This is a genomic window from Secundilactobacillus angelensis (assembly GCF_012641075.1).
Taxonomy (GTDB): Bacteria; Bacillota; Bacilli; order Lactobacillales; family Lactobacillaceae; genus Secundilactobacillus; species Secundilactobacillus angelensis.
In genome coordinates, this window is sequence record NZ_JAAXLJ010000006.1 from 23946 (window position 1) to 42604 (window position 18659).

Below are 18659 nucleotides of genomic sequence, written 5' to 3' on the forward strand. Positions count from 1 at the left end.
ATTGTTCTTGAAACTATATTATTATCCTTTTTAACTAGGGAAGCAAGAAATCTCAGTTTTTTTTAAGTTCCGTTAATTATCTTGCAATTTAAGCACATTCCATTGTAATGTTAACGTAATAGAAAAGTGAATGGAGAACACCTCATGAATAATCAGATTTACGCACACTATCTCACAGACCCCGAAGCCGCCCCATTGTTCGGCAAAGCCCTTTTTCGAGACGTGGTTTTAAACGATCTTCTGGGCGCCGATGCTGGCAGCATTGCATATTGGGAAGGTAAGCAACTCGCTAGAAGATTTACTTTAGGCAATATTGACGACTTAGTTCACTTTTTCCAGCAAGCTGAACTGGGTGATCTCATGCTTCAAAAGCAATCCGGAAAAGAGTGGCTGTTTACCCTCAGCGGTAAGCCAGTCACCAGTCGCCTCGCCTTACAGCCAGATGCTACCTTCTCATTGGAAGCTGGCTTTCTAGCTCAAACTGCTCAACAAATGGTTGGTTTCGTCGCCGAAACAGAAATGGGTGAAAAGCCTAAGCGGGCAGATGGCATCCAATTAGTGGTTCATTTAGATCCAAAAGACGCCGTTTCAGATCCACAGGAACTCAACCCAATGAAAATCATTGACTAACTTTTAAAGCCGCGTTTCATTTATCCAATAAAAATGGTCTCACTACCAGTTGAAAGAACTGATAATGAGACCATTTTTATTAGGTTATAAACCCAATTAAGCTTCTACGTACTGTGTCAGCAATTGTTTGAGTTGATCCTTGCTGTGATAGCCAACAATCGTATCCACTACTTGGCCATCCTTTTTGACAAGAAGGGTTGGGATACTCATAATACCGAATTTTTGAGGTGTGTCTGGGTTAGCGTCAACATCCATCTTGTTGAATGTGACCTGACCGTCCATTTCACTGGATAATTGTTCAACTACAGGTGATTGCATGCGACAAGGACCACACCAAGTTGCCCAGAAATCAGTTAATGTAACACCCTTCGATGTATCGTTTTCAAAAGTTTTATCTGTCGTTTCTGCAACAGCCATAAAACGATCCCTCCTTTATTTGTTTACAATTAGTAAGTCTATCAGATTTTCAAAAAAGCACAAGTATTTAGCGTTTATAACTTAACAATCGTGGACCCATCGCCACCCGCATTTGCTGGTGAGAAGCCAAACGACTTAACTCGCGAGTTAGATTGCAAGTATTCGGTGACACCCTTTCGCAGGGCACCAGTACCCTTACCATGAATAATCGTTACCGATGGATAGCCAGCCAGCAGTGCCGAATCAATAAACCGGTCCACTTCTGCCATGGCTTCTTCATAACGATGCCCCCGTAAGTCCAGAGTTGGTGAGACACCGTTGGAACGAGTCCGTTGGATAGTGGCTCGTGGCTTCGGTTCCTTTTTTTCTGGTGCTGCTCGTTCCAAATCAGTATCCTCGATTTTCATCTTTAAGATGCCCATTTGAACTTCAAAATGATGGTTATCGATTTTATCCATAATGACACCACGCTGACCATAAGAACGAACGACCACTTCATCGCCAACCTTAAAGTGATGACGTTTCTTTTCGCGGTTTAAGACCCGGTTTTTTTTCAGCCGTTGATCCTGCTGTAAAGCATTGATTTTACCCTTGGCGTCGATCAACTGATCTTCTTTAATGACTGTTTTACCAGCTTTAAGCTGCTTCTTACGGATATCTTTAATGATTTCATCCGCACGTAAGCGGGTCTTTTCAACCAACTTATTGGCGTCGTCTTTAGCTTGATCCATTAGCTGATCTTTCTGCTTGAGATAACCATCAAACTTATCCTTGAGGTCTTTTTCAAGCTGCTGTGCTTCCGCTAACGTCTTGGCCGCTGCTTGCGCATCTAAATCAGCTTGCCGTTTTTGAGCGGTCAAGTCCGCAATCATGTTGTTTAAATCTTGGCTATCGTCATCGGTTAAACTTCGAGCCTCATCAATAATCGTTGATTTCAACCCAAGTCTCGTCGCAATTTCCAATGCATTACTACGCCCAGGAATACCAATTAATAACCGGTACGTTGGTCTCAAGGTTTCATTATCAAATTCCATGCTGGCATTAATGGTTTCCGGCCGATTATAACCGTACGCCTTCAACTCAGGATAGTGAGTCGTAGCAATAACTTCACTGCCCATCGCACCAATTTCATCTAAGATTGCCATCGCTAGTGCTGCCCCTTCTTGAGGATCAGTCCCAGCTCCAAGCTCATCAACCAGAATCAAACTGTGATCACTGGCAGCACCTAGAATGGACACAACATTTTCAATATGAGACGAAAAAGTACTTAAATTCTGTTCAATGGACTGTTCATCACCGATATCAGCAAACACTTCGTCGAATAAGCCAACTTGAGAATGCTCATCTGCTGTAATAAAAAGGCCTGACTGAGCCATCAATTGGGTGAGCCCAACCGTCTTCAACGTAATGGTTTTACCACCAGTATTGGGTCCAGTAACAATAATCGCCTTGTAGTCTTTCCCAATCGTAATATCGTTTGGGACCACCTTTTTAGGGTCAATTAACGGGTGGCGGGCCTGACGCAACGCAATCTGATTTTCAATTGATAAAATTGGTTCAGTCGCTTTCATATCATGTGCATATCGGGCCTTAGCATTCACAAAATCCAGATGGCCCAGTAACATTGCGTTATCCTGAATATCTGTCTGATAAGGTCGCAATAAGTTTGATAGTTCCAGTAAAATTCGTCGTTCTTCCTGCCGTTCAGCAATTTGAGATTCCCGTAGCTGATTATTCTTGCTAACAACTGATTCGGGTTCAATATACAACGTTTGACCACTGGCACTTTGATCATGAACGATGCCGCCAAAATGTTGTTTGTACTCCGCCTTAACGGGCAGCACATAGCGGTCATCGCGAATGGTCACCAAAGTATCGCTGAGGTACTTGGCGTTTTTGCCACGGGTAAACCCAGCCATCTGGTCCCGGATCGCACCCTCAAAATTATTGATTTGTCGACGAATTCGCCGTAATTCTGGTGAAGCTTCATCGGTCAAGCGGCCATTATCCTCTAACGACACACTTAACCGCTTACTGACATCTGGTAAATGGACTAACCGCCCGGCCACTTCATATAGGCGACGGAGTTCAACGGGACGTTGCTTTAAATCATCAAAGAAACGAATCACCGTCTGAACGGTTTTTAAGACTTGGCTGATTTGTGCGAGTTCCGTTCCGCTTAGTGTCCCATCAATGGCCAACCGCTTTAAATGTGGGCTGACATCTGCCAGTTTGGGAATCGGAATACCGCTTTCCAGCCGATAGATATCCGCGCCATCTTTGGTTTCATCAATTTGTTCCTGAACCCAACCTAAATTACTGCTTGGTGCCAGATTTTTTAACTCGACCTCACCCGCAGCAGAAACCAAGTATTGCCTTAACTGCTGTTTAATTTGGTCGTAGGCCATGGTCTTATAAATTTTGTTATTCATCTTTTACTCCCATAACTCAAATGCTGTTGTGGATCTTGTACTGACTAAAGCTCTGCACCTTTAGAGCAGGGACCCGGAAGAACTAGTTGCATCATCACTTCGTTTTTTAACTTGATCGCTAGCTTCTGCTTTTTCTAATTGATCAGATATCGCATTAAAAGCTAACAAGATGGAAGCTTCTTCCCCACTCATATCGGGAGCCAGCTTTTTTAGCTGAGCAAGTTGTTTATTCATCAGGTCACTAACCGCCTGCATGTGAGCCTCAGTTTGGTTACCCACAATTGTGTAGCTTTTCCCATCAATGATGGCCTTAAACCGTCTGCGAGCTGGTTGCGATTCTTTTTCGTTATCCAAATTGTTCACCTCCATCAGTCCCATATAAACTCATTTAGCCGCTGACCCACGCGGACCAGCGGCTAAATGAACGACGATGGTAACGGAAATTAATCCTTCATCACCATCCAATTAATAATCATCTATTTAGGATCTGGCGTTCCCCAGTCTTGATCGGAAGCATCCGTACCGCCACCGTTTAAGAAGGTGTTCAGCATTGATTCAACCATATCCCACTCATCGTCATTTTCAATTGGCAATAAATCGCCACCTTGTGGGTCTGCAGGATCATCACCATCGGCTAGTTGATAAGCCTGAATATCGACTTCTTCATCATCTGCTTTACCAGCTGGATATAGTAAGATGTAAGATTTGTTGTAATCTGGTGACTTGAAAGTAAACAGGACGTTGTAAAGTTCTTCATTACCGTCTTCGTCTACCATTGTAATTTGTTGTTCTTCATTGTTTTCACTCATGTTAGTCTGCCTCACTTTTCTTTTGTTAAAGGGCCTTTGCGATCCAAATAGTTCTGAAGAATCAAGCTGGCTGCCAGCTTATCAATGACTTTCTTCCGCTTTTTTCGCGAAGTATCCGCCTGTTCCACTAGCATCCGTTCAGCCTCGACGGTCGTTAACCGTTCATCCTCAAAATCAACTGGTAAATCAAAAGTTTGCTTCAATAGTTCGCCGTAATCTTGAGAAGCCTGGGCTCTTGGTCCCAGTGTATTATTCATATTCTTCGGTAAGCCTAAGACGAAACCGGTCACTTCATACTGCTTGACCAGTTCCTTCACTCGTTCAATGCCAAACTGTTTTTCATCTTCATTGATTCGAATGATCTCAACACCCTGCGCAGTCCACCCGAGCATATCACTCACAGCAACCCCGACAGTTCTTGAACCTACATCTAATCCCATTAATCTTATCACTTAGTTGTCGTCCCATTCTCATTCAGGTAGAAGCGAACCAATTCTTCAATGATTTCGTCGCGCTCATGTTTACGAATTAAATTCCGCGCGTCGTTGATCCGAGGAATGTATGCCGGATCACCGGATAGCAGGTACCCGACGATTTGATTGATTGGGTTATACCCCTTCTCCTCTAACGCCTGGTACACTGTTACCAATGTTTCATGAACATCTTTCGGCTTTTTATCGCCAAAATCAAAATACATGGTTTTATCTAACGTACTCATGATCACACCTCCACCAATGCTATTTGTTCTTATTCTACCTAATATAGTTAAGAACGACAATGGTTGTGGAGCGTTGTAATTGGAATGAAATATATTGACTGCAATTGAACGCTTTTTCAACCTAGTAAATAAAGTTTAACACGTTAGTTTAAATTTGACAGCCATTTCGCTGCTTCAGTCATGGCGTCCTGCAATCCGGCTGGTTTCTTACCACCGGCCTGAGCAAGGTTTGGCCGGCCACCGCCACCACCGTTAATTTGTGGTGAAATGGCTTTGATCATATCACCGGCTTTAACACCAGCCTTGATGGTATCGTCACTCACAGCGACGATCAGGTTAGCCTTCTCACCCACTTCAGCGCCTAGAACCAGCACATCAGATAGGCTCTTTTGGCGCCAAGTATCAGCTAACTGCCGTAACTGATCCATCGAAGAGACCTGAACGACACCAGTAATTAACTTTTTACCATTCACATCCTGAACGTTGTCAAAGATGGCACCTGCCTGTTGACTCGCAAGTTTTGCTTCTAAACCATCTGCTTTATTGGACATGTTCTTCAGGTCTTCTTGTAATTGCTGAATTTTGGAAGGCACATCTTCAACCTTTTGTGATTTCAAAGTGGCTGCCGCATTAGTTAACAGCTGATCGTGCTTTTCAAGATACTCATAGGCTTCACCAGCAGTAACGGCTTCGATCCGACGAGTACCAGCACCGATACCCGTTTCGGAAGTAATCTTAAACAGGCCTAATTCGTTGGTATTCTTGACGTGTGTCCCACCACAAAATTCGATGGAGAAGTCACCGATTGAAACGACTCGAACTTGGTCACCATACTTGTCACTAAATAGCGCGATGGCTCCCATTTTCTTACCGGTTGCTTGGTCAGTCACCGTAGTGGTTACGGGAATTTCTTCGAATATTTTCTCGTTCACAATGGCTTCAACCTTTGCCAAGTCTTCTTCAGTCACTTGACCAAAGTGGGTAAAATCAAACCGTAAATAGTTCGGTTCAACAAGCGAACCAGCTTGTTGCGTATGCTCGCCAAACACGTTTCTCAGAGCTTGATCCAGCAGATGGGTTGCGGTGTGGTTCTTTTCAACCTTGCTGTGGAAATGAGCATCCACTTTAAGCGTCATTTGGTCGCCAACTTTAATGCCGCGATGTAACTTCAAAGTATGAATGTTCTGGCCATTTGGCGCATGTTGAACGTCTTCCACAGTGGCAATCAAATTACCATTTTCATCCAGAACGTTACCTTTGTCCGCAACTTGGCCACCCATTTCAGCGTAGAACGGCGTCTTATCAAAAATAACCTGAGCCACTTCGCCTTCAGTCGCATCGGTCAATGCACCATCAGCAACGATATCGGTGATTTTTGCATTCTCAACTTCTAATTGAGTATAACCCACGTATTCGCTTGGTGACTTAACACCAACTAATACGTCGGATTGAACGCCCATTGAATTATCGGCGTTACGTGCTTTTCTAGCACGATCACGCTGTTTCTTCATTTCAGCCTTGAAGCCCTCTTCGTCCACTTTGATGTTCTCGTCAAAAGCGTATTCACGGGTCAGCTCAACTGGAAAACCGTAAGTATCGTAAAGTTTGAAGGCTTCAGCACCATCAATCTCGGATTGACCGTTTTTCTTGGTTTCTTCAATTAGAGAGTTCAGCAAGTTTAACCCATCATTTAACGTTTCGTTAAAGCGGTCCTCTTCAGACTTAACTACTTGGGCGATATAATCGCTATTTTGCAGCACTTCTGGGTAATAAGCTTTCATGGCTTCACCCACAACTGGAACAAGCTTGTAGAGAAAGGCCCCTTGGATACCCAGTTTTTGGCCGTTGACAACTGCCCGACGAATCAACCGTCGAATCACATATCCGCGACCTTCGTTGGATGGTAACGCACCGTCACCGATTGCAAAGGTGATGGCCCGAGAGTGATCAGCAATCACCTTGAAGGAAACATCCAATTTAGGATCCTGACCGTACTTTTTACCATCACTATAGGATTCAGTGGCATGGATCATTGGTAAAAATAAGTCGGTTTCAAAGTTGGTTTTAGCATTTTGGAAAACAGAGACTACTCGTTCAAGCCCCATCCCAGTATCAATGTTCTTCCGTGGTAATGGCTTGTATGAGCCATCTGGTTCGTGATTGAATTGTGAGAATACGATGTTCCAAATTTCCAAGTAGCGTTCATTTTCACCACCAGGGTAGTTTTCGGGATCGTCATCAGCTAAATTATTAAACGACTGACCGCGATCATAGAAGATTTCACTATCTGGACCCGAAGGACCTTCACCAATATCCCAGAAGTTATCTTCTTGTTCAACGATATGATCAGGGGCGACGCCGACTTCTTCCCAGCGTTTTTTAGCGGCATCATCTTTCGGATAGACGGTCATATACAGTTTGTCTGGATCCCAGCCAAACCATTTGTCGGAGGTTAACAATTCCCAAGCCCATTCAATGGCTTCGTCCTTGAAATAATCACCAACGGAAAAATTCCCAAGCATTTCAAATAAGGTGTGATGCCGGGCAGTTCGGCCAACGTTTTCAATATCATTGGTTCGAATACTCTTTTGCGAACTGGTCATTCGTGGGTTCTTAGGAACCACTGAACCATTAAAATAGTTCTTCATGGTAGCAACACCAGAGTTGATCCAAAGTAAAGTTGGATCGTCAACTGGCACTAATGATGCACTAGGCATGATGGTGTGTCCCTTAGACTTGAAGAAATCCAGGTACATTTGCCGAATCTCACTACTGCTTAAATTTTTCATTCTCTTTCTCCTTTTAAAATAATAAAACACCGCTGCTAGTAAAGACGCCATAGACGCGGTACCACTTTACTTGCAACGATGTTTGATCGTTTACCTCTTTAGGCTCAATGCGCTGAGCAACGGTTATTCAATTATTGGCAAGGGAGCACTTAGCATGGGAATCGTTTTTCACATCAACCAAAACGTTTCTTAAAAATCCGGCCGCTAAGCATGTCCTTGCTCTTAACACGGGTATTAGTATACATTTTTTCCAAAATCTACGCAACTACTCTGTCTTATTTATAACGCTGCGATGAAGCCTTTTTATTCTTCCGAACTTTACGGTTATTCTGCCGTTGCTGAATCCGGTTTTCAAACCACTGTTCCTTGGAAATCGCTTTTTTGATCTTCTTTTTGTAGCCTGGCTTAACAGTCTTCTTTTCTTTTTGAATTCGACCAGCCATGGATCCAGAAATTTTGGGCGCTCGTGGTCCCCGCTTCTTACGCCGGTTACGGTCAAAAGAATCAACCACTTCACCATTTGAAATTTGTTTTGGCCTAAAGGTAATCCCCATGTCTTCCAGTTCCTGAATCTTTTCTTCTTCATCTGGGGTGTAGAAGGTGATTGCAATCCCTGGCAAGCCTTTCCGACCAGTCCGGCCGACCCGGTGAATGAAGTAATCCAAATCGTCTGGAATGCCATCGTTAATGACGTGAGAAACCCCATCGATATCAATTCCTCTAGCAGCTAAATCGGTGGCAACCACAAATTGGAAATCTAGATTCTGAATTTCACGCATGACTCGTTTCCGCTGCCGGGCTGGTACGTCACCGTGAATCACGGCGACTTTAAGCCCCTGAGCTTTGAGATAGTCGGCAATTTCCACCACCCGTTGTTTGGTGTTCGCAAAGACCAGAGCCAAATAAGGTTCACCCATGGTTAACAATTGATAAATCAACTCGTTCTTTGAGTGTCCCTTGGTTGGCAGTAACCAGTTATCAATAGTTGGACTAATAACCGACTTCACTGGAATCTCTTCCACCACTGGATTTTCCATGTACTTTCTCAGGAATGGCCGTAATTTCGCCGGAATTGTTGCTGAAAAGACCATCATTTGCAGATGTTCAGGCATCCGTGCAGCAATTTGGTCAACGTCGGCTAAGAACCCCAAATCTAGGGTCATATCGGCCTCATCAACAACAAATTGAGTTGCTGTATGCACATCTAAGGCACCGTTTTTAATCAAATCACGAATTCTTCCTGGTGTCCCAATGACTAACTCAGGTTGTTCACGTTCTAGCTTTTCAATTTGGCGTTTTTTATCCGTCCCACCAACATAGTTACCAATACGAATTGGCTCTGGACTATGTTTTGCCAATTGCTTAGCATCACCGTAGATTTGGTAAGCTAATTCACGACTGGGTGTCGTGATCACCGCTTGGACCTCATGAGACTCAGGGTCTAAAGCATTAAAAATCGGCAGTAAAAAGGCGTGGGTTTTCCCACTCCCCGTTTCCGACTGACCAACAACGCTCTTCCCAGCGCGGACGACAGGAATTAATTTTTCTTGAACCGGTGTTGGTTCTGTAAAACCGAGTTCTTCTACAGCCTCGTTTAAAAAGGACTTTAAACCGAACTCTTCAAAGGTTTGACTCATGTTATTCTCCTTGTTTTGACAATAGGGTGTCTAGTTCTTTGACGACTTGCTTGATCTCATCATCATCGTGAGCCACAGCACCGCTGGCAAGTGCGTGTCCACCACCACCATGCCGCTTAGCTAACTCGTTGATAGCTGGACCCTTAGACCGCAGCCGAATCCGGAAAGTATGGTCCTTTGATTCTACAAAAATGGCCCACGCTGAAACTTCCTTCAGCCGTCCCGGTAACGGTACAACTGAACTGGTAGATTCATCCCCCAGCTTGAAGGGTTCCAAAACCTCATCACTGAGCTTAATGTACGCGGCACCACTAGGTAAAATCGTTAGGTTTTCGTATACATAAGCTGACAAGCGTGCGAGCGGAATTGAAATTTCGTCTTCCTTCTGATTAACATCACTGGCTGAAAAATCAAATTGCATCAATTCACCAGCAACCTTCATCGTGTGCGTGGAGGTTGAAGGATACATGAATCGACCCGTATCGCCGACAATTCCAGCGTAAAGTACTCTAGCTGCTTCAGCCGTGCACTGCAATTCGGCCTTCATCGCCAGGTAAAAATCAAACACCAGCTCAGAAGTGCTCGAGGCTTCTGGGGAAACCCACATTGGGTCACCAAACTGATCATCGTTAGGATGATGATCAATTTTAATCAATTGGTCACCGTTATTATAACGGTCATCATCGATTCGTGGCTGGTTAGCGGTGTCTAACACCATCACTAAAGCGTCTTTATAGACGTCATCTTCAATAGTGTCGGTCTTACCTAACCAGTCAAAGCCCGGATACTGCTTACCGACCGCATAAACTTTTTTAGTCGGAAAACTGGCCTTTAGAATTTCTGCCAGGCCCATTTGAGAACCGATGGCATCCGGATCAGGCCGTTGATGTCGATGAATAATAATTGTTTGATGTTGTTTGATTGCATTTAAAATTTTCGTTTGTGTTTCTTGTAATGTCATGCTGAGTATCACCTTTCAACTCGCTTAGTCGTTTCTACAGTATAAGTTGTCTGGCAGCTTAAAGCAAGGAGCCTTGACAACCATTCAAAAATTAGATCAGTTAATCATAACGCAGCTTTAGAAGTCCTGTGAATTATCGTGGAACTTCCGGCGCTGCTCGTTTTCAAACAAATCTAACGCAATATTTTCAAACGTGATTGGTGCTAAGCCAGTCAGCGTTATTCCCAATAGGCGCACCCCCTCTGGATTTTCCGGCAGGGTGTTCATGATCTCTTTGGCCGTTTGCGCATACAATTGCGGGGCATTTTCCAGAAAATCCGGCTGAGTGATCCGTTTAGTTTTCGTCTTGAAATCGCCATAGCGGACCTTTAACACCAGTGTACGCCCGTGCATCTGCTGCTTTTTAACAGTTTCAGCTAACATTCCTGCCAGTTTTTCCAGCTGAGTGTCAACTTCACTGCGAGTGGTTAAAAAAGGCCAGTACGTCGTTTCATTTCCAATTGACTTGCGTTCTCGTTGGTACTCCACAGGCCGATTATCGGAACCTCGAACCCGCTGGTATAAAATTTCACCAAATCGACCAAATTTGTTAATCAAATCAAGCTCATCCCAAGCAAATAAGTCTTGACCAGTATGAATATTCAGGTCATGCATCTTAGGCACCGTCTTCTTGCCAACACCGCGGAATCGTTCAATGGGCAGATGCATCAAGAAGTCATGGGCGTCCTCAGCATGGATGATTGTGATCCCCACTGGTTTACGATAATCGGAAGCCTCTTTCGCCAGGAATTTACTGTACGAAATACCAATCGAACTGGTCAAATGTGTTTGATCCCAGATTTCAGCTTGTAGTTGGACCGCCAATTCTACTGGGTCGTCAATATCGAGCTTGTTTTTAGTCACGTCTAGATAAGCTTCATCAAACGCAACCGTTTCAATAATGTCGGTATACTCATGAAAGATACGGTGAATTTGATCCGAAATTGCACGATAATGGTGAAAATTAGGCGGGACAAAAACAGCTTGTGGACATAACTTTAATGCCTGCTGTGCCGGCATCGCCGAATGCACACCGTACTTTCTAGCCACATAGTTGGCGGTTGTCACGACGCCTCGACCACCAGTCTGGCGAGGATCACGGGAAATCACCAAGGGTTGTTTCTTATAGGTGGGTGTGTCTCGTTGTTCAATGGAGGCGTAGAAGGCATCCATATCGACATGCAAAATTTGTCTGCTGTCGTCAACATGCACTGGATTATCCAAAAAAACGCCCCCCTCCTTAAATTAAAAAATCTCCCTAAACAAAGGGAGATTAGAGCTACTTGTCAGCTTTAGTATCATCTGTTGAATCATCAGCTGGTTCGTCTGAAGGAGTTGCTTCAGGCGTCTCAGTTTTTTCTTCTTCAGCTGGTTCGGCTGGTTTTTGTTCGGCGGCTGCTGCACTAGTAACTTCACTAGCAGCAGAACGCTGAGTCACTGATGCAATGGCGTTGAGGTCAAAGACCAAATAAATACCATCACAATCAAGTGTCACTGTCTTAGCTTCATTGTTGATCTCATCGATCACACCGTGAAGTCGGCCAATCGTAACCACGTGATCGCCCTTTTTCAGTTGGCTCAACGTGTCTTGATGCTTCTTTTGTTGTTTGCGTTGTGGCCGGATCATTAAGAAGTACATTGCAACGATCATCACCACAATCAACAACATGCTGGAGTAACCCCCAGCATTAGAGCTTGCTAAAACGTTCAAATTCTTTCACCCACCTTTGTCTACTGTATAATTTAACAAAAATTTGTCTATCAGTCTATCAAATATCAGAAATTTTTTGGATTTGGCTGATTGTAACCATACTCTTCGAAGAAATTAGCCCTGAAATCCAGTAAATTATCCGCCATGATGGCTTCACGAACTTTTTGCATGAGGTGCAACAAAAAATATAAATTATGATAGCTCGTCAACCTCAAACCGAAACTTTCATCCGCCTTGAAGAGATGACGGATATAAGCCCGGGTATAGTTACGACAAGTATAACAATCACATTGGTCATCGATTGGTGAAAAATCACGGGCGTACTTGGCATTTTTAACCGTCAAGCGACCGTGACTAGTCATGCAGGTTCCACGGCGAGCGATTCGTGTTGGCAGTACGCAGTCAAACATATCAATACCGCGCATTACCCCGTCGATCAGGGAATCAGGAGAGCCAACGCCCATCAAATAACGGGGTTTATTGGTTGGCAGCATCGGTGCTGTAAAATCTAAGACCCGATTCATTTCCGCTTTGGACTCGCCCACTGACAATCCGCCGATGGAATAGCCAGGAAAATCCATGCTGACTAAATCATGAGCTGATTGACGCCGTAAATCTTCATAACCCGCTCCCTGAACAATACCAAATAAGCCTTGCCAATCAGGATTAGCGTGCGCTTTCAACCCACGCTCTGCCCACCGTGATGTTCGTTCAACCGAGTGCTTGATGTAATCATAACTCTCAAAAAACGGTGGGCACTCGTCTAGACTCATCATAATATCAGGCCCCAGGTCGTTTTCAATCTGCATTGCTTTTTCGGGTGATAAAAACATCCGGTCGCCATTGGCCGGGTTCTTAAAGTGAACACCCTCTTCTGTGATGTTACGGTTCTCTGCCAAAGAGAAAACCTGAAAGCCACCCGAATCAGTTAAGATTGGCTTTTGCCAGTTCATAAACCTGTGTAAGCCGCCAGCTTCTTTGACTAAATCTTCGCCTGGCTGAAGCCAAAGGTGGTAAGTATTTGCTAATATGACGCCAGCACCCATTTCGTCTAATTCCTCAGGCGCTAGTGATTTAACAGTCGCTTGCGTCCCAACAGGCATGAACATTGGCGTGGGAAAGGTGCCATGTGGTGTAATGAGTTCGCCCAGTCGAGCACCAGTATCTTTTTCGGTTTTTATGAGGCGATATTTAATCGCTGGTTCCATGTATGTTCCTCCGTATTTTAACCAACAACGGCCCCTTGCTGGTGCTGCCAGCAAAAGGTCGTCGATCAATGACTATTTAATAAACATTGCATCGCCAAAACTAAAGAAGCGATAACGTTCGTCGATAGCGTGTTGATAAGCATTTAAAATATTATCTCTGCCAGTAAAGGCTGCTACCAACATTACCAGCGTTGACTTAGGTAAGTGGAAGTTAGTGATAAACGCATCAACAACTTGCCATCGGTAACCGGGTTTAATGAAGATATCTGTCCAACCAGAATCAGCTTTGATCTCGCCATTAAACTTAGTTCCGATCGTTTCCAACGTTCTGATAGATGTCGTACCAGTGGCAATGATGCGTCCGCCATTTTTACGAACTTCGTTGAGCGTTTTAGCCGACTCTTCTGACAGTTGGTAGAACTCCGAATGCATCTTGTGGTCTTCGATATTCTTCTCGTCCACCGGTCTGAAAGTTCCCAAGCCCACGTGAAGTGTTAAATAAACTAGTTTAACGCCTTTATCCTGCACCTTTTGAAGGAGTTCCTTCGTCCAATGCAACCCAGCAGTAGGTGCCGCTGCCGATCCCGGAGTCTTTGCATAGACAGTTTGATACCGTTCAGGATCATCCAGCTTTTCTTTAATGTACGGCGGTAATGGCATCTCACCTAGCTTGTCGAGAATTTCCATGAAGATACCTTCGTAATGAAATTCAATCATTCGACCGCCATGTTCCAATTCCTCTGTCACGGTCGCCGTTAGCAGACCATCGCCAAAACTAAGAGTGGACCCAACCTTCATCTTCTTGGCCGGCTTCATCAAAGTTTCCCATTCATCACCCTTGGTATTATGCAAGAGTAGGGTTTCAACGTGACCGCCAGTATCTGGTTTAATGCCATAGATTCGGGCAGGCATGACGCGAGAATTGTTCATCACTATGGCATCGCCAGGATTCAAATAATCCAGAATATCATAAAAATGTTTGTCGGCCATCTCACCGGTTTTATGATCTAAAACCAGTAGCCGAGAAGCATCCCGTTTTTCAATCGGAGTCTGAGCAATCAGTTCGTGTGGTAAATCGTAGTCAAAATCTTCAGTCGTCAGTGTCATTATGAAGGTCCTTTCACTTGTTATCAGGCGTTATTCCTAAATGTTCATACGCCAATGGTGTTGCCATCCGCCCACGGGCAGTTCGTTTGATAAAGCCCTTTTGCAGGAGAAATGGCTCATACATTTCTGCCACGGTATCAGTTTCTTCGCCGATATTAGCGGCCAGGGTGTTTAAACCAACAGGGCCACCGTTATAAAACCGGATCATCGTTTCCAGTAACTTAATATCGGTCTGATCTAAGCCCTCATCATCCACCTGCAGCATTTGCAAAGCGTGCTGAACAATCGTCCGGTCAATCGAATCGTGATGTTCTGAAACCTCGGCGAAATCACGAATTCGTTTCAACAATCGATTAGCGATTCGAGGGGTACCACGGGATCGAAGGGCAATTTCATGAGCCCCCTCTTCTTGAATCGGTGAGTTTAAAATTTTAGCAGACCGCTTAACGATTTGTTCCAGTTCGTCGGAGCTATAATAGGCCATGTGCCCGACGATTCCGAAGCGATCCCGCAACGGCGCCGATAATAAACCAGCCCGGGTGGTAGCCCCAATCAACGTAAATGGCGGTAATGGAAAATGGATTGGGTGGGCAGTTGGTCCCTGACCCACCACGATATCAATGAAGAAATCCTCCATTGCAGAATACAACATCTCTTCCACCACTTTTGGCAGCCGGTGGATTTCATCAATGAATAAAACGTCCCCGGGGTTGAGCTCGTTTAATAGCGCCACCAAATCGCCAGTCTTTTCAATCGCCGGGCCACTGGTGGTTTTAATTCCCACTTGCATCTCGCTAGCGATAATCATGGCTAAGGTCGTCTTACCTAATCCAGGAGGGCCATACAAAAGAACGTGATCCAGTGCTTCTTCACGCTTTTTTGCCGCCCGAATATAGACACTTAGCTCCCGTTTTAAAGCTGTTTGACCGATATACGTTGATAAACTGCTGGGCCGGAGTGACTGTTCGATAGACGTTTCGGCATCGTCTTGTTTATCTCCGTCAACTATTCGGTTATCTTCAGTCATCTGCTCGCCCCCTTGACTTTATCATTGTGATTACTTCGTTAATAGTTTCAGTGCAGCACTTAAATAAGCGTCCGTAGATTGTTCGGGTTCGCTCTTCAGTCCCTTTTCAACTCGCTTAATGTCTCGATCTTTATACCCAAGCGCGGTTAAAGCCTCCAGAGCATCGGCTAAAGCGGCATTATCCGTTGCCGAAATCACGTTCTTGGGTTGTTCAAATAAGCTGTTAGTTGAAAAATCCGCTAGCTTATCTTTCAAATCCAACACAATTTGTTGGGCAGTCTTTTTGCCGATTCCAGGAAATTTGGTTAGATAAGTCACGTTATTTTGACTGATTGCTTCCACAATAGCTTGCTGGTCACCGTTTGCCAAGATAGCTAGTGCACTCTTGGCGCCAATACCAGATACCGCCAGAAGCTTCTCAAAGAGTTGCTTTTCTTTTAACGAACTGAAGCCATATAATGTTTGAGCCGTATCGCTAATGGTTTGATGAATATATATTTTAGTTAACTCGTCACCGACTTCAAACTTAAACGGATTAGCCACCCGAATCAGATAGCCAACTCCGTTAACATCCAACACGACGTAGGCAGGTTGAATATCGACAACTTTTCCATATAAATACTCATACATAATGATGATAGCTCCAGTTCTATAATTTACGTAAACGTATGTTTGCTTATGAGATTGTAACATGAATAACAGCCAACAGGCAAGGTGCCATCACAAGTGAACAAACCGACATCGGCAACAGAAAAACGACTTGCCGACACCAAATGAAAACGTCGATAAGTCGTTTTTAATTGTTTAAGTTAATAAGGAACTATTCATCATCACGTTTCTTCCGTTTGAAGCCAAACGCAGCTAATATTACGAGTAGACCAAGACCAATTGTCGCTCCCACGGGCGTGACCTTTTCATTGGTTTGTGGCAACTCGTTTTGTCCATTAGCTTGCTTAGAAATATTTGACGCTTGACCATTTGTTTTAGCCGTAGTAACTTGACCGAGCAAATAACATAAAAATACTAATTAAATTTTAATACTTGGCAATTTATAAAAATATAACCCCATCTCAGTTCAAATGACGCAACTGATGATGAGGTTATATCATTCAGTATTTAGGGTTTGCGCTCAGGATTTTAATTGGATTTTATCTGGCTTTACCGCTAGCGCCAAAATCCCCGCCAGGATGCCCAAGTAATAAGTCAGTAATCGCCAAAGCAGCATGGCTAGCACAAGCTTACTCGAATTCGTGATGTACGAACTAAACAGTACCGTAAAGGCGTACTCAGCACCGCCTGACCCACCGGGAATTGGGAAAATGGAAATCACCATCACGATCAAAACGTGTAGCGAGGTAATCATGACAATATTAGCCTGAGTGTAACCGAGTGAAAGCATGATGAAATATGGGACCAAATAGTAAAACATGAGTTGGAAAAAAGTAATCATAATCACTTTCAGCAATAGTTTCCACTGACCAATCAACTGAACACTTTCTTCGTAAAACAAATCAATTTTGGTATCTAATCTGATGATCCAATCATTGACCTTTTTCTTACTTGTAAACCAACGAACCGGAATCATCACAACCCGCATGGCTTTCTTGGTAAACTGCGGCCAAAACATCACTAAAAACAAACTAATAATCACCGCAAAGTGAATGACGAAGCCAAACACGACGAACAATGATAAATAACTCATTTTGCTGACCATATAATGAAACCCAATCACCAGTGCTATCAGGAAGTTGATGACGATCATCGCTTGGTAAACAATGAATTTCATCAACAAGATTGAGCTTGCCCGGCCACCATCGATACCACTTTGCAGCATCGCAATCAGCTGTGCTGGCTGGCCGCCCGATGAAAACGGCGTGATGCCATTAAACAACTGCTCAATCAACGGAATTCGCAGCGCACTCTTAAAGGAGTAGTGTCCCAATCGTTCGTCTGCAAAGACCTTAACCACTAATCCTTCCAGCAAAAAGTAGAACAGCATACAGGCAACCGCAACCAGCAACCAGCCCTGGTTAATGGTCGTAAAGTCGCGAATTAGGATGTTTAGCTTAATGTCGCGTAAAGAGTAACCGAAGATTGAAACTCCCAGCAGAATAATTAGGAACAATACAATTTTGTTGCGTCTCGACATACTTATTTTCCTCTTTTAGCTTGTTCAGTGTAGAACTGAAGCCAAATCTTGGCTAGTCGTTCCTCTGAGTAGTAGTCTGCACCCCGTTCAGCTTGCTTTTTAAGCGCCAGCAATGCTTCTGAGTTTGAACTGAGATCAGAAATGATCTGGTCCATTTCTTCCACATCTTGAGCTGCAGCATATTCGCCTTCAATGATGGCATGATACAAGTCTAAATCACGTAATAGCACCGGTGTATGGGTACTAAACGCCTCTAACACGGACATTGGAAATAACTCATTATAAGACGGCAGTAAAAATAAATCTGCCATGTTGTAGTAGTCAACCAACTTATCACGATCAATAATGCCTGGAAAGCTCAAGTTGGCAGGCGGATTGTCAACCACCCGCTTTAATTCTTCATACCCGTCCGTAATCCGGCCAAATGAAAAACCACCCGTCCAAATAAACTGGATCTTAGGGTGTCGTTTGGCGAGTTCAATAAAATCAAAAACACCTTTTCGAACTTGAACTTGACCGGATCCTAAAATGGTGAATGCATCCGGATAACCATATTGCTGCCGCAGTGCTTGCTTTTGTTGATCACTAGCCGGATGGAACTCTTCGGAGCTGACAAAGTTTGGAATATAAGTCACCTTATCCTTACTAATGCCGTATGCCTCCAACTTGGAAATAAAGGATGGATTAACGACGACTAATTGGTCCATGCGTTTATAAAAAGCAATCACATATCGATAGAAAACCGCCTTAGCAAGTTTAGGCAGCTTTAGACTCCCTTCCAGGGTTTCAGGTAAAAAATGTACAAAGCCGACCTTACGCCCCCGTCCAGGCATAAAAGTCGACAAGTAATATGGAAAGTTAACCGTATGATAATGACTAATGTCACTACGCCCATATTGATTAATTCTAAGTTCAATTTGGTCAGATTCACGCGTCTTTAACAGTCGAACCAGCTCCGTGTAGACACTCCCCACACCTTGACCCTTTACTGAATCTGCCGCCGAAAACATTGTAATTTTTAACAT

19 protein-coding genes are annotated in these 18659 nt (G+C 44.0%); 1 reads left to right on the plus strand and 18 read right to left on the minus strand.

What is annotated here, in order from left to right; all coding sequences use genetic code 11:
• The first annotated feature begins 144 nt into the window (after window positions 1-144).
• Window positions 145-630: a DUF2507 domain-containing protein gene (locus HC026_RS04685; RefSeq protein ID WP_168924839.1), complete on the plus strand. Its 486-nt coding sequence runs from the start codon at window positions 145-147 to the stop codon at window positions 628-630.
• A 96-nt stretch (window positions 631-726) separates the two neighbouring features.
• On the opposite strand, the gene trxA is transcribed toward HC026_RS04685, so the two are convergent.
• The 18 genes from trxA to HC026_RS04775 form a co-directional block, all read right to left on the minus strand.
• Window positions 727-1047, minus strand: a complete 321-nt coding sequence (gene trxA / locus HC026_RS04690) for a thioredoxin (protein WP_168924840.1) — start codon at window positions 1045-1047, stop codon at window positions 727-729.
• A gap of 74 nt (window positions 1048-1121) precedes the next feature.
• Window positions 1122-3479 carry an endonuclease MutS2 gene (locus HC026_RS04695; RefSeq protein WP_168924841.1) on the minus strand — a complete coding sequence of 786 codons (2358 nt, stop codon included), beginning with the start codon at window positions 3477-3479 and terminating at the stop codon, window positions 1122-1124.
• Between the two features lie 60 nt (window positions 3480-3539).
• The gene (locus tag HC026_RS04700; RefSeq protein WP_232843636.1) at window positions 3540-3833 is read right to left on the minus strand and encodes a cell division protein ZapA; all 294 of its coding nucleotides are present in this window, start codon (window positions 3831-3833) and stop codon (window positions 3540-3542) included.
• A gap of 122 nt (window positions 3834-3955) precedes the next feature.
• Complete coding sequence (locus tag HC026_RS04705) at window positions 3956-4288, minus strand: DUF1292 domain-containing protein (RefSeq protein ID WP_168924842.1); 333 nt, start codon at window positions 4286-4288, stop codon at window positions 3956-3958.
• 11 nt (window positions 4289-4299) lie between these two features.
• Window positions 4300-4740 carry a Holliday junction resolvase RuvX gene (gene ruvX, locus HC026_RS04710; protein WP_168924843.1) on the minus strand — a complete coding sequence of 147 codons (441 nt, stop codon included), beginning with the start codon at window positions 4738-4740 and terminating at the stop codon, window positions 4300-4302.
• The gene (locus HC026_RS04715) at window positions 4737-5006 is read right to left on the minus strand and encodes an IreB family regulatory phosphoprotein (RefSeq protein ID WP_054655958.1); all 270 of its coding nucleotides are present in this window, start codon (window positions 5004-5006) and stop codon (window positions 4737-4739) included. Before HC026_RS04715 ends, ruvX begins: the two co-directional genes overlap by 4 nt.
• Window positions 5007-5149: 143 nt before the next feature.
• Complete coding sequence (gene alaS / locus HC026_RS04720) at window positions 5150-7795, minus strand: alanine--tRNA ligase (RefSeq protein ID WP_168924844.1); 2646 nt, start codon at window positions 7793-7795, stop codon at window positions 5150-5152.
• A gap of 275 nt (window positions 7796-8070) precedes the next feature.
• A complete protein-coding gene (locus HC026_RS04725) occupies window positions 8071-9432 on the minus strand; it encodes a DEAD/DEAH box helicase (protein ID WP_168924845.1) in 1362 nt (453 codons plus the stop codon).
• Window position 9433: 1 nt separating this feature from the next.
• The gene (locus HC026_RS04730; protein WP_168924846.1) at window positions 9434-10393 is read right to left on the minus strand and encodes a DHH family phosphoesterase; all 960 of its coding nucleotides are present in this window, start codon (window positions 10391-10393) and stop codon (window positions 9434-9436) included.
• A gap of 117 nt (window positions 10394-10510) precedes the next feature.
• Window positions 10511-11656: a DNA polymerase IV gene (dinB, locus tag HC026_RS04735; RefSeq protein WP_168924847.1), complete on the minus strand. Its 1146-nt coding sequence runs from the start codon at window positions 11654-11656 to the stop codon at window positions 10511-10513.
• A gap of 55 nt (window positions 11657-11711) precedes the next feature.
• On the minus strand, window positions 11712-12101 hold the full coding sequence (yajC, locus tag HC026_RS04740) for a preprotein translocase subunit YajC (protein ID WP_168924949.1): 390 nt from the start codon (window positions 12099-12101) through the stop codon (window positions 11712-11714).
• Between the two features lie 107 nt (window positions 12102-12208).
• Window positions 12209-13351 (minus strand): tRNA guanosine(34) transglycosylase Tgt, encoded by a 1143-nt coding sequence (gene tgt / locus HC026_RS04745; protein WP_168924848.1) that lies wholly within the window; start codon window positions 13349-13351, stop codon window positions 12209-12211.
• 72 nt (window positions 13352-13423) lie between these two features.
• Window positions 13424-14458, minus strand: a complete 1035-nt coding sequence (gene queA, locus HC026_RS04750) for a tRNA preQ1(34) S-adenosylmethionine ribosyltransferase-isomerase QueA (protein WP_168924849.1) — start codon at window positions 14456-14458, stop codon at window positions 13424-13426.
• 13 nt (window positions 14459-14471) lie between these two features.
• The gene (gene ruvB / locus HC026_RS04755) at window positions 14472-15485 is read right to left on the minus strand and encodes a Holliday junction branch migration DNA helicase RuvB (protein ID WP_168924850.1); all 1014 of its coding nucleotides are present in this window, start codon (window positions 15483-15485) and stop codon (window positions 14472-14474) included.
• A gap of 30 nt (window positions 15486-15515) precedes the next feature.
• Window positions 15516-16115: a Holliday junction branch migration protein RuvA gene (gene ruvA, locus HC026_RS04760; protein WP_168924851.1), complete on the minus strand. Its 600-nt coding sequence runs from the start codon at window positions 16113-16115 to the stop codon at window positions 15516-15518.
• 190 nt (window positions 16116-16305) lie between these two features.
• Window positions 16306-16494 (minus strand): LPXTG cell wall anchor domain-containing protein, encoded by a 189-nt coding sequence (locus tag HC026_RS04765; protein WP_168924852.1) that lies wholly within the window; start codon window positions 16492-16494, stop codon window positions 16306-16308.
• Between the two features lie 120 nt (window positions 16495-16614).
• The gene (locus HC026_RS04770) at window positions 16615-17634 is read right to left on the minus strand and encodes a lysylphosphatidylglycerol synthase transmembrane domain-containing protein (protein WP_168924853.1); all 1020 of its coding nucleotides are present in this window, start codon (window positions 17632-17634) and stop codon (window positions 16615-16617) included.
• Window positions 17635-17636: 2 nt separating this feature from the next.
• Window positions 17637-18659: a glycosyltransferase family 4 protein gene (locus HC026_RS04775; RefSeq protein WP_168924854.1), complete on the minus strand. Its 1023-nt coding sequence runs from the start codon at window positions 18657-18659 to the stop codon at window positions 17637-17639.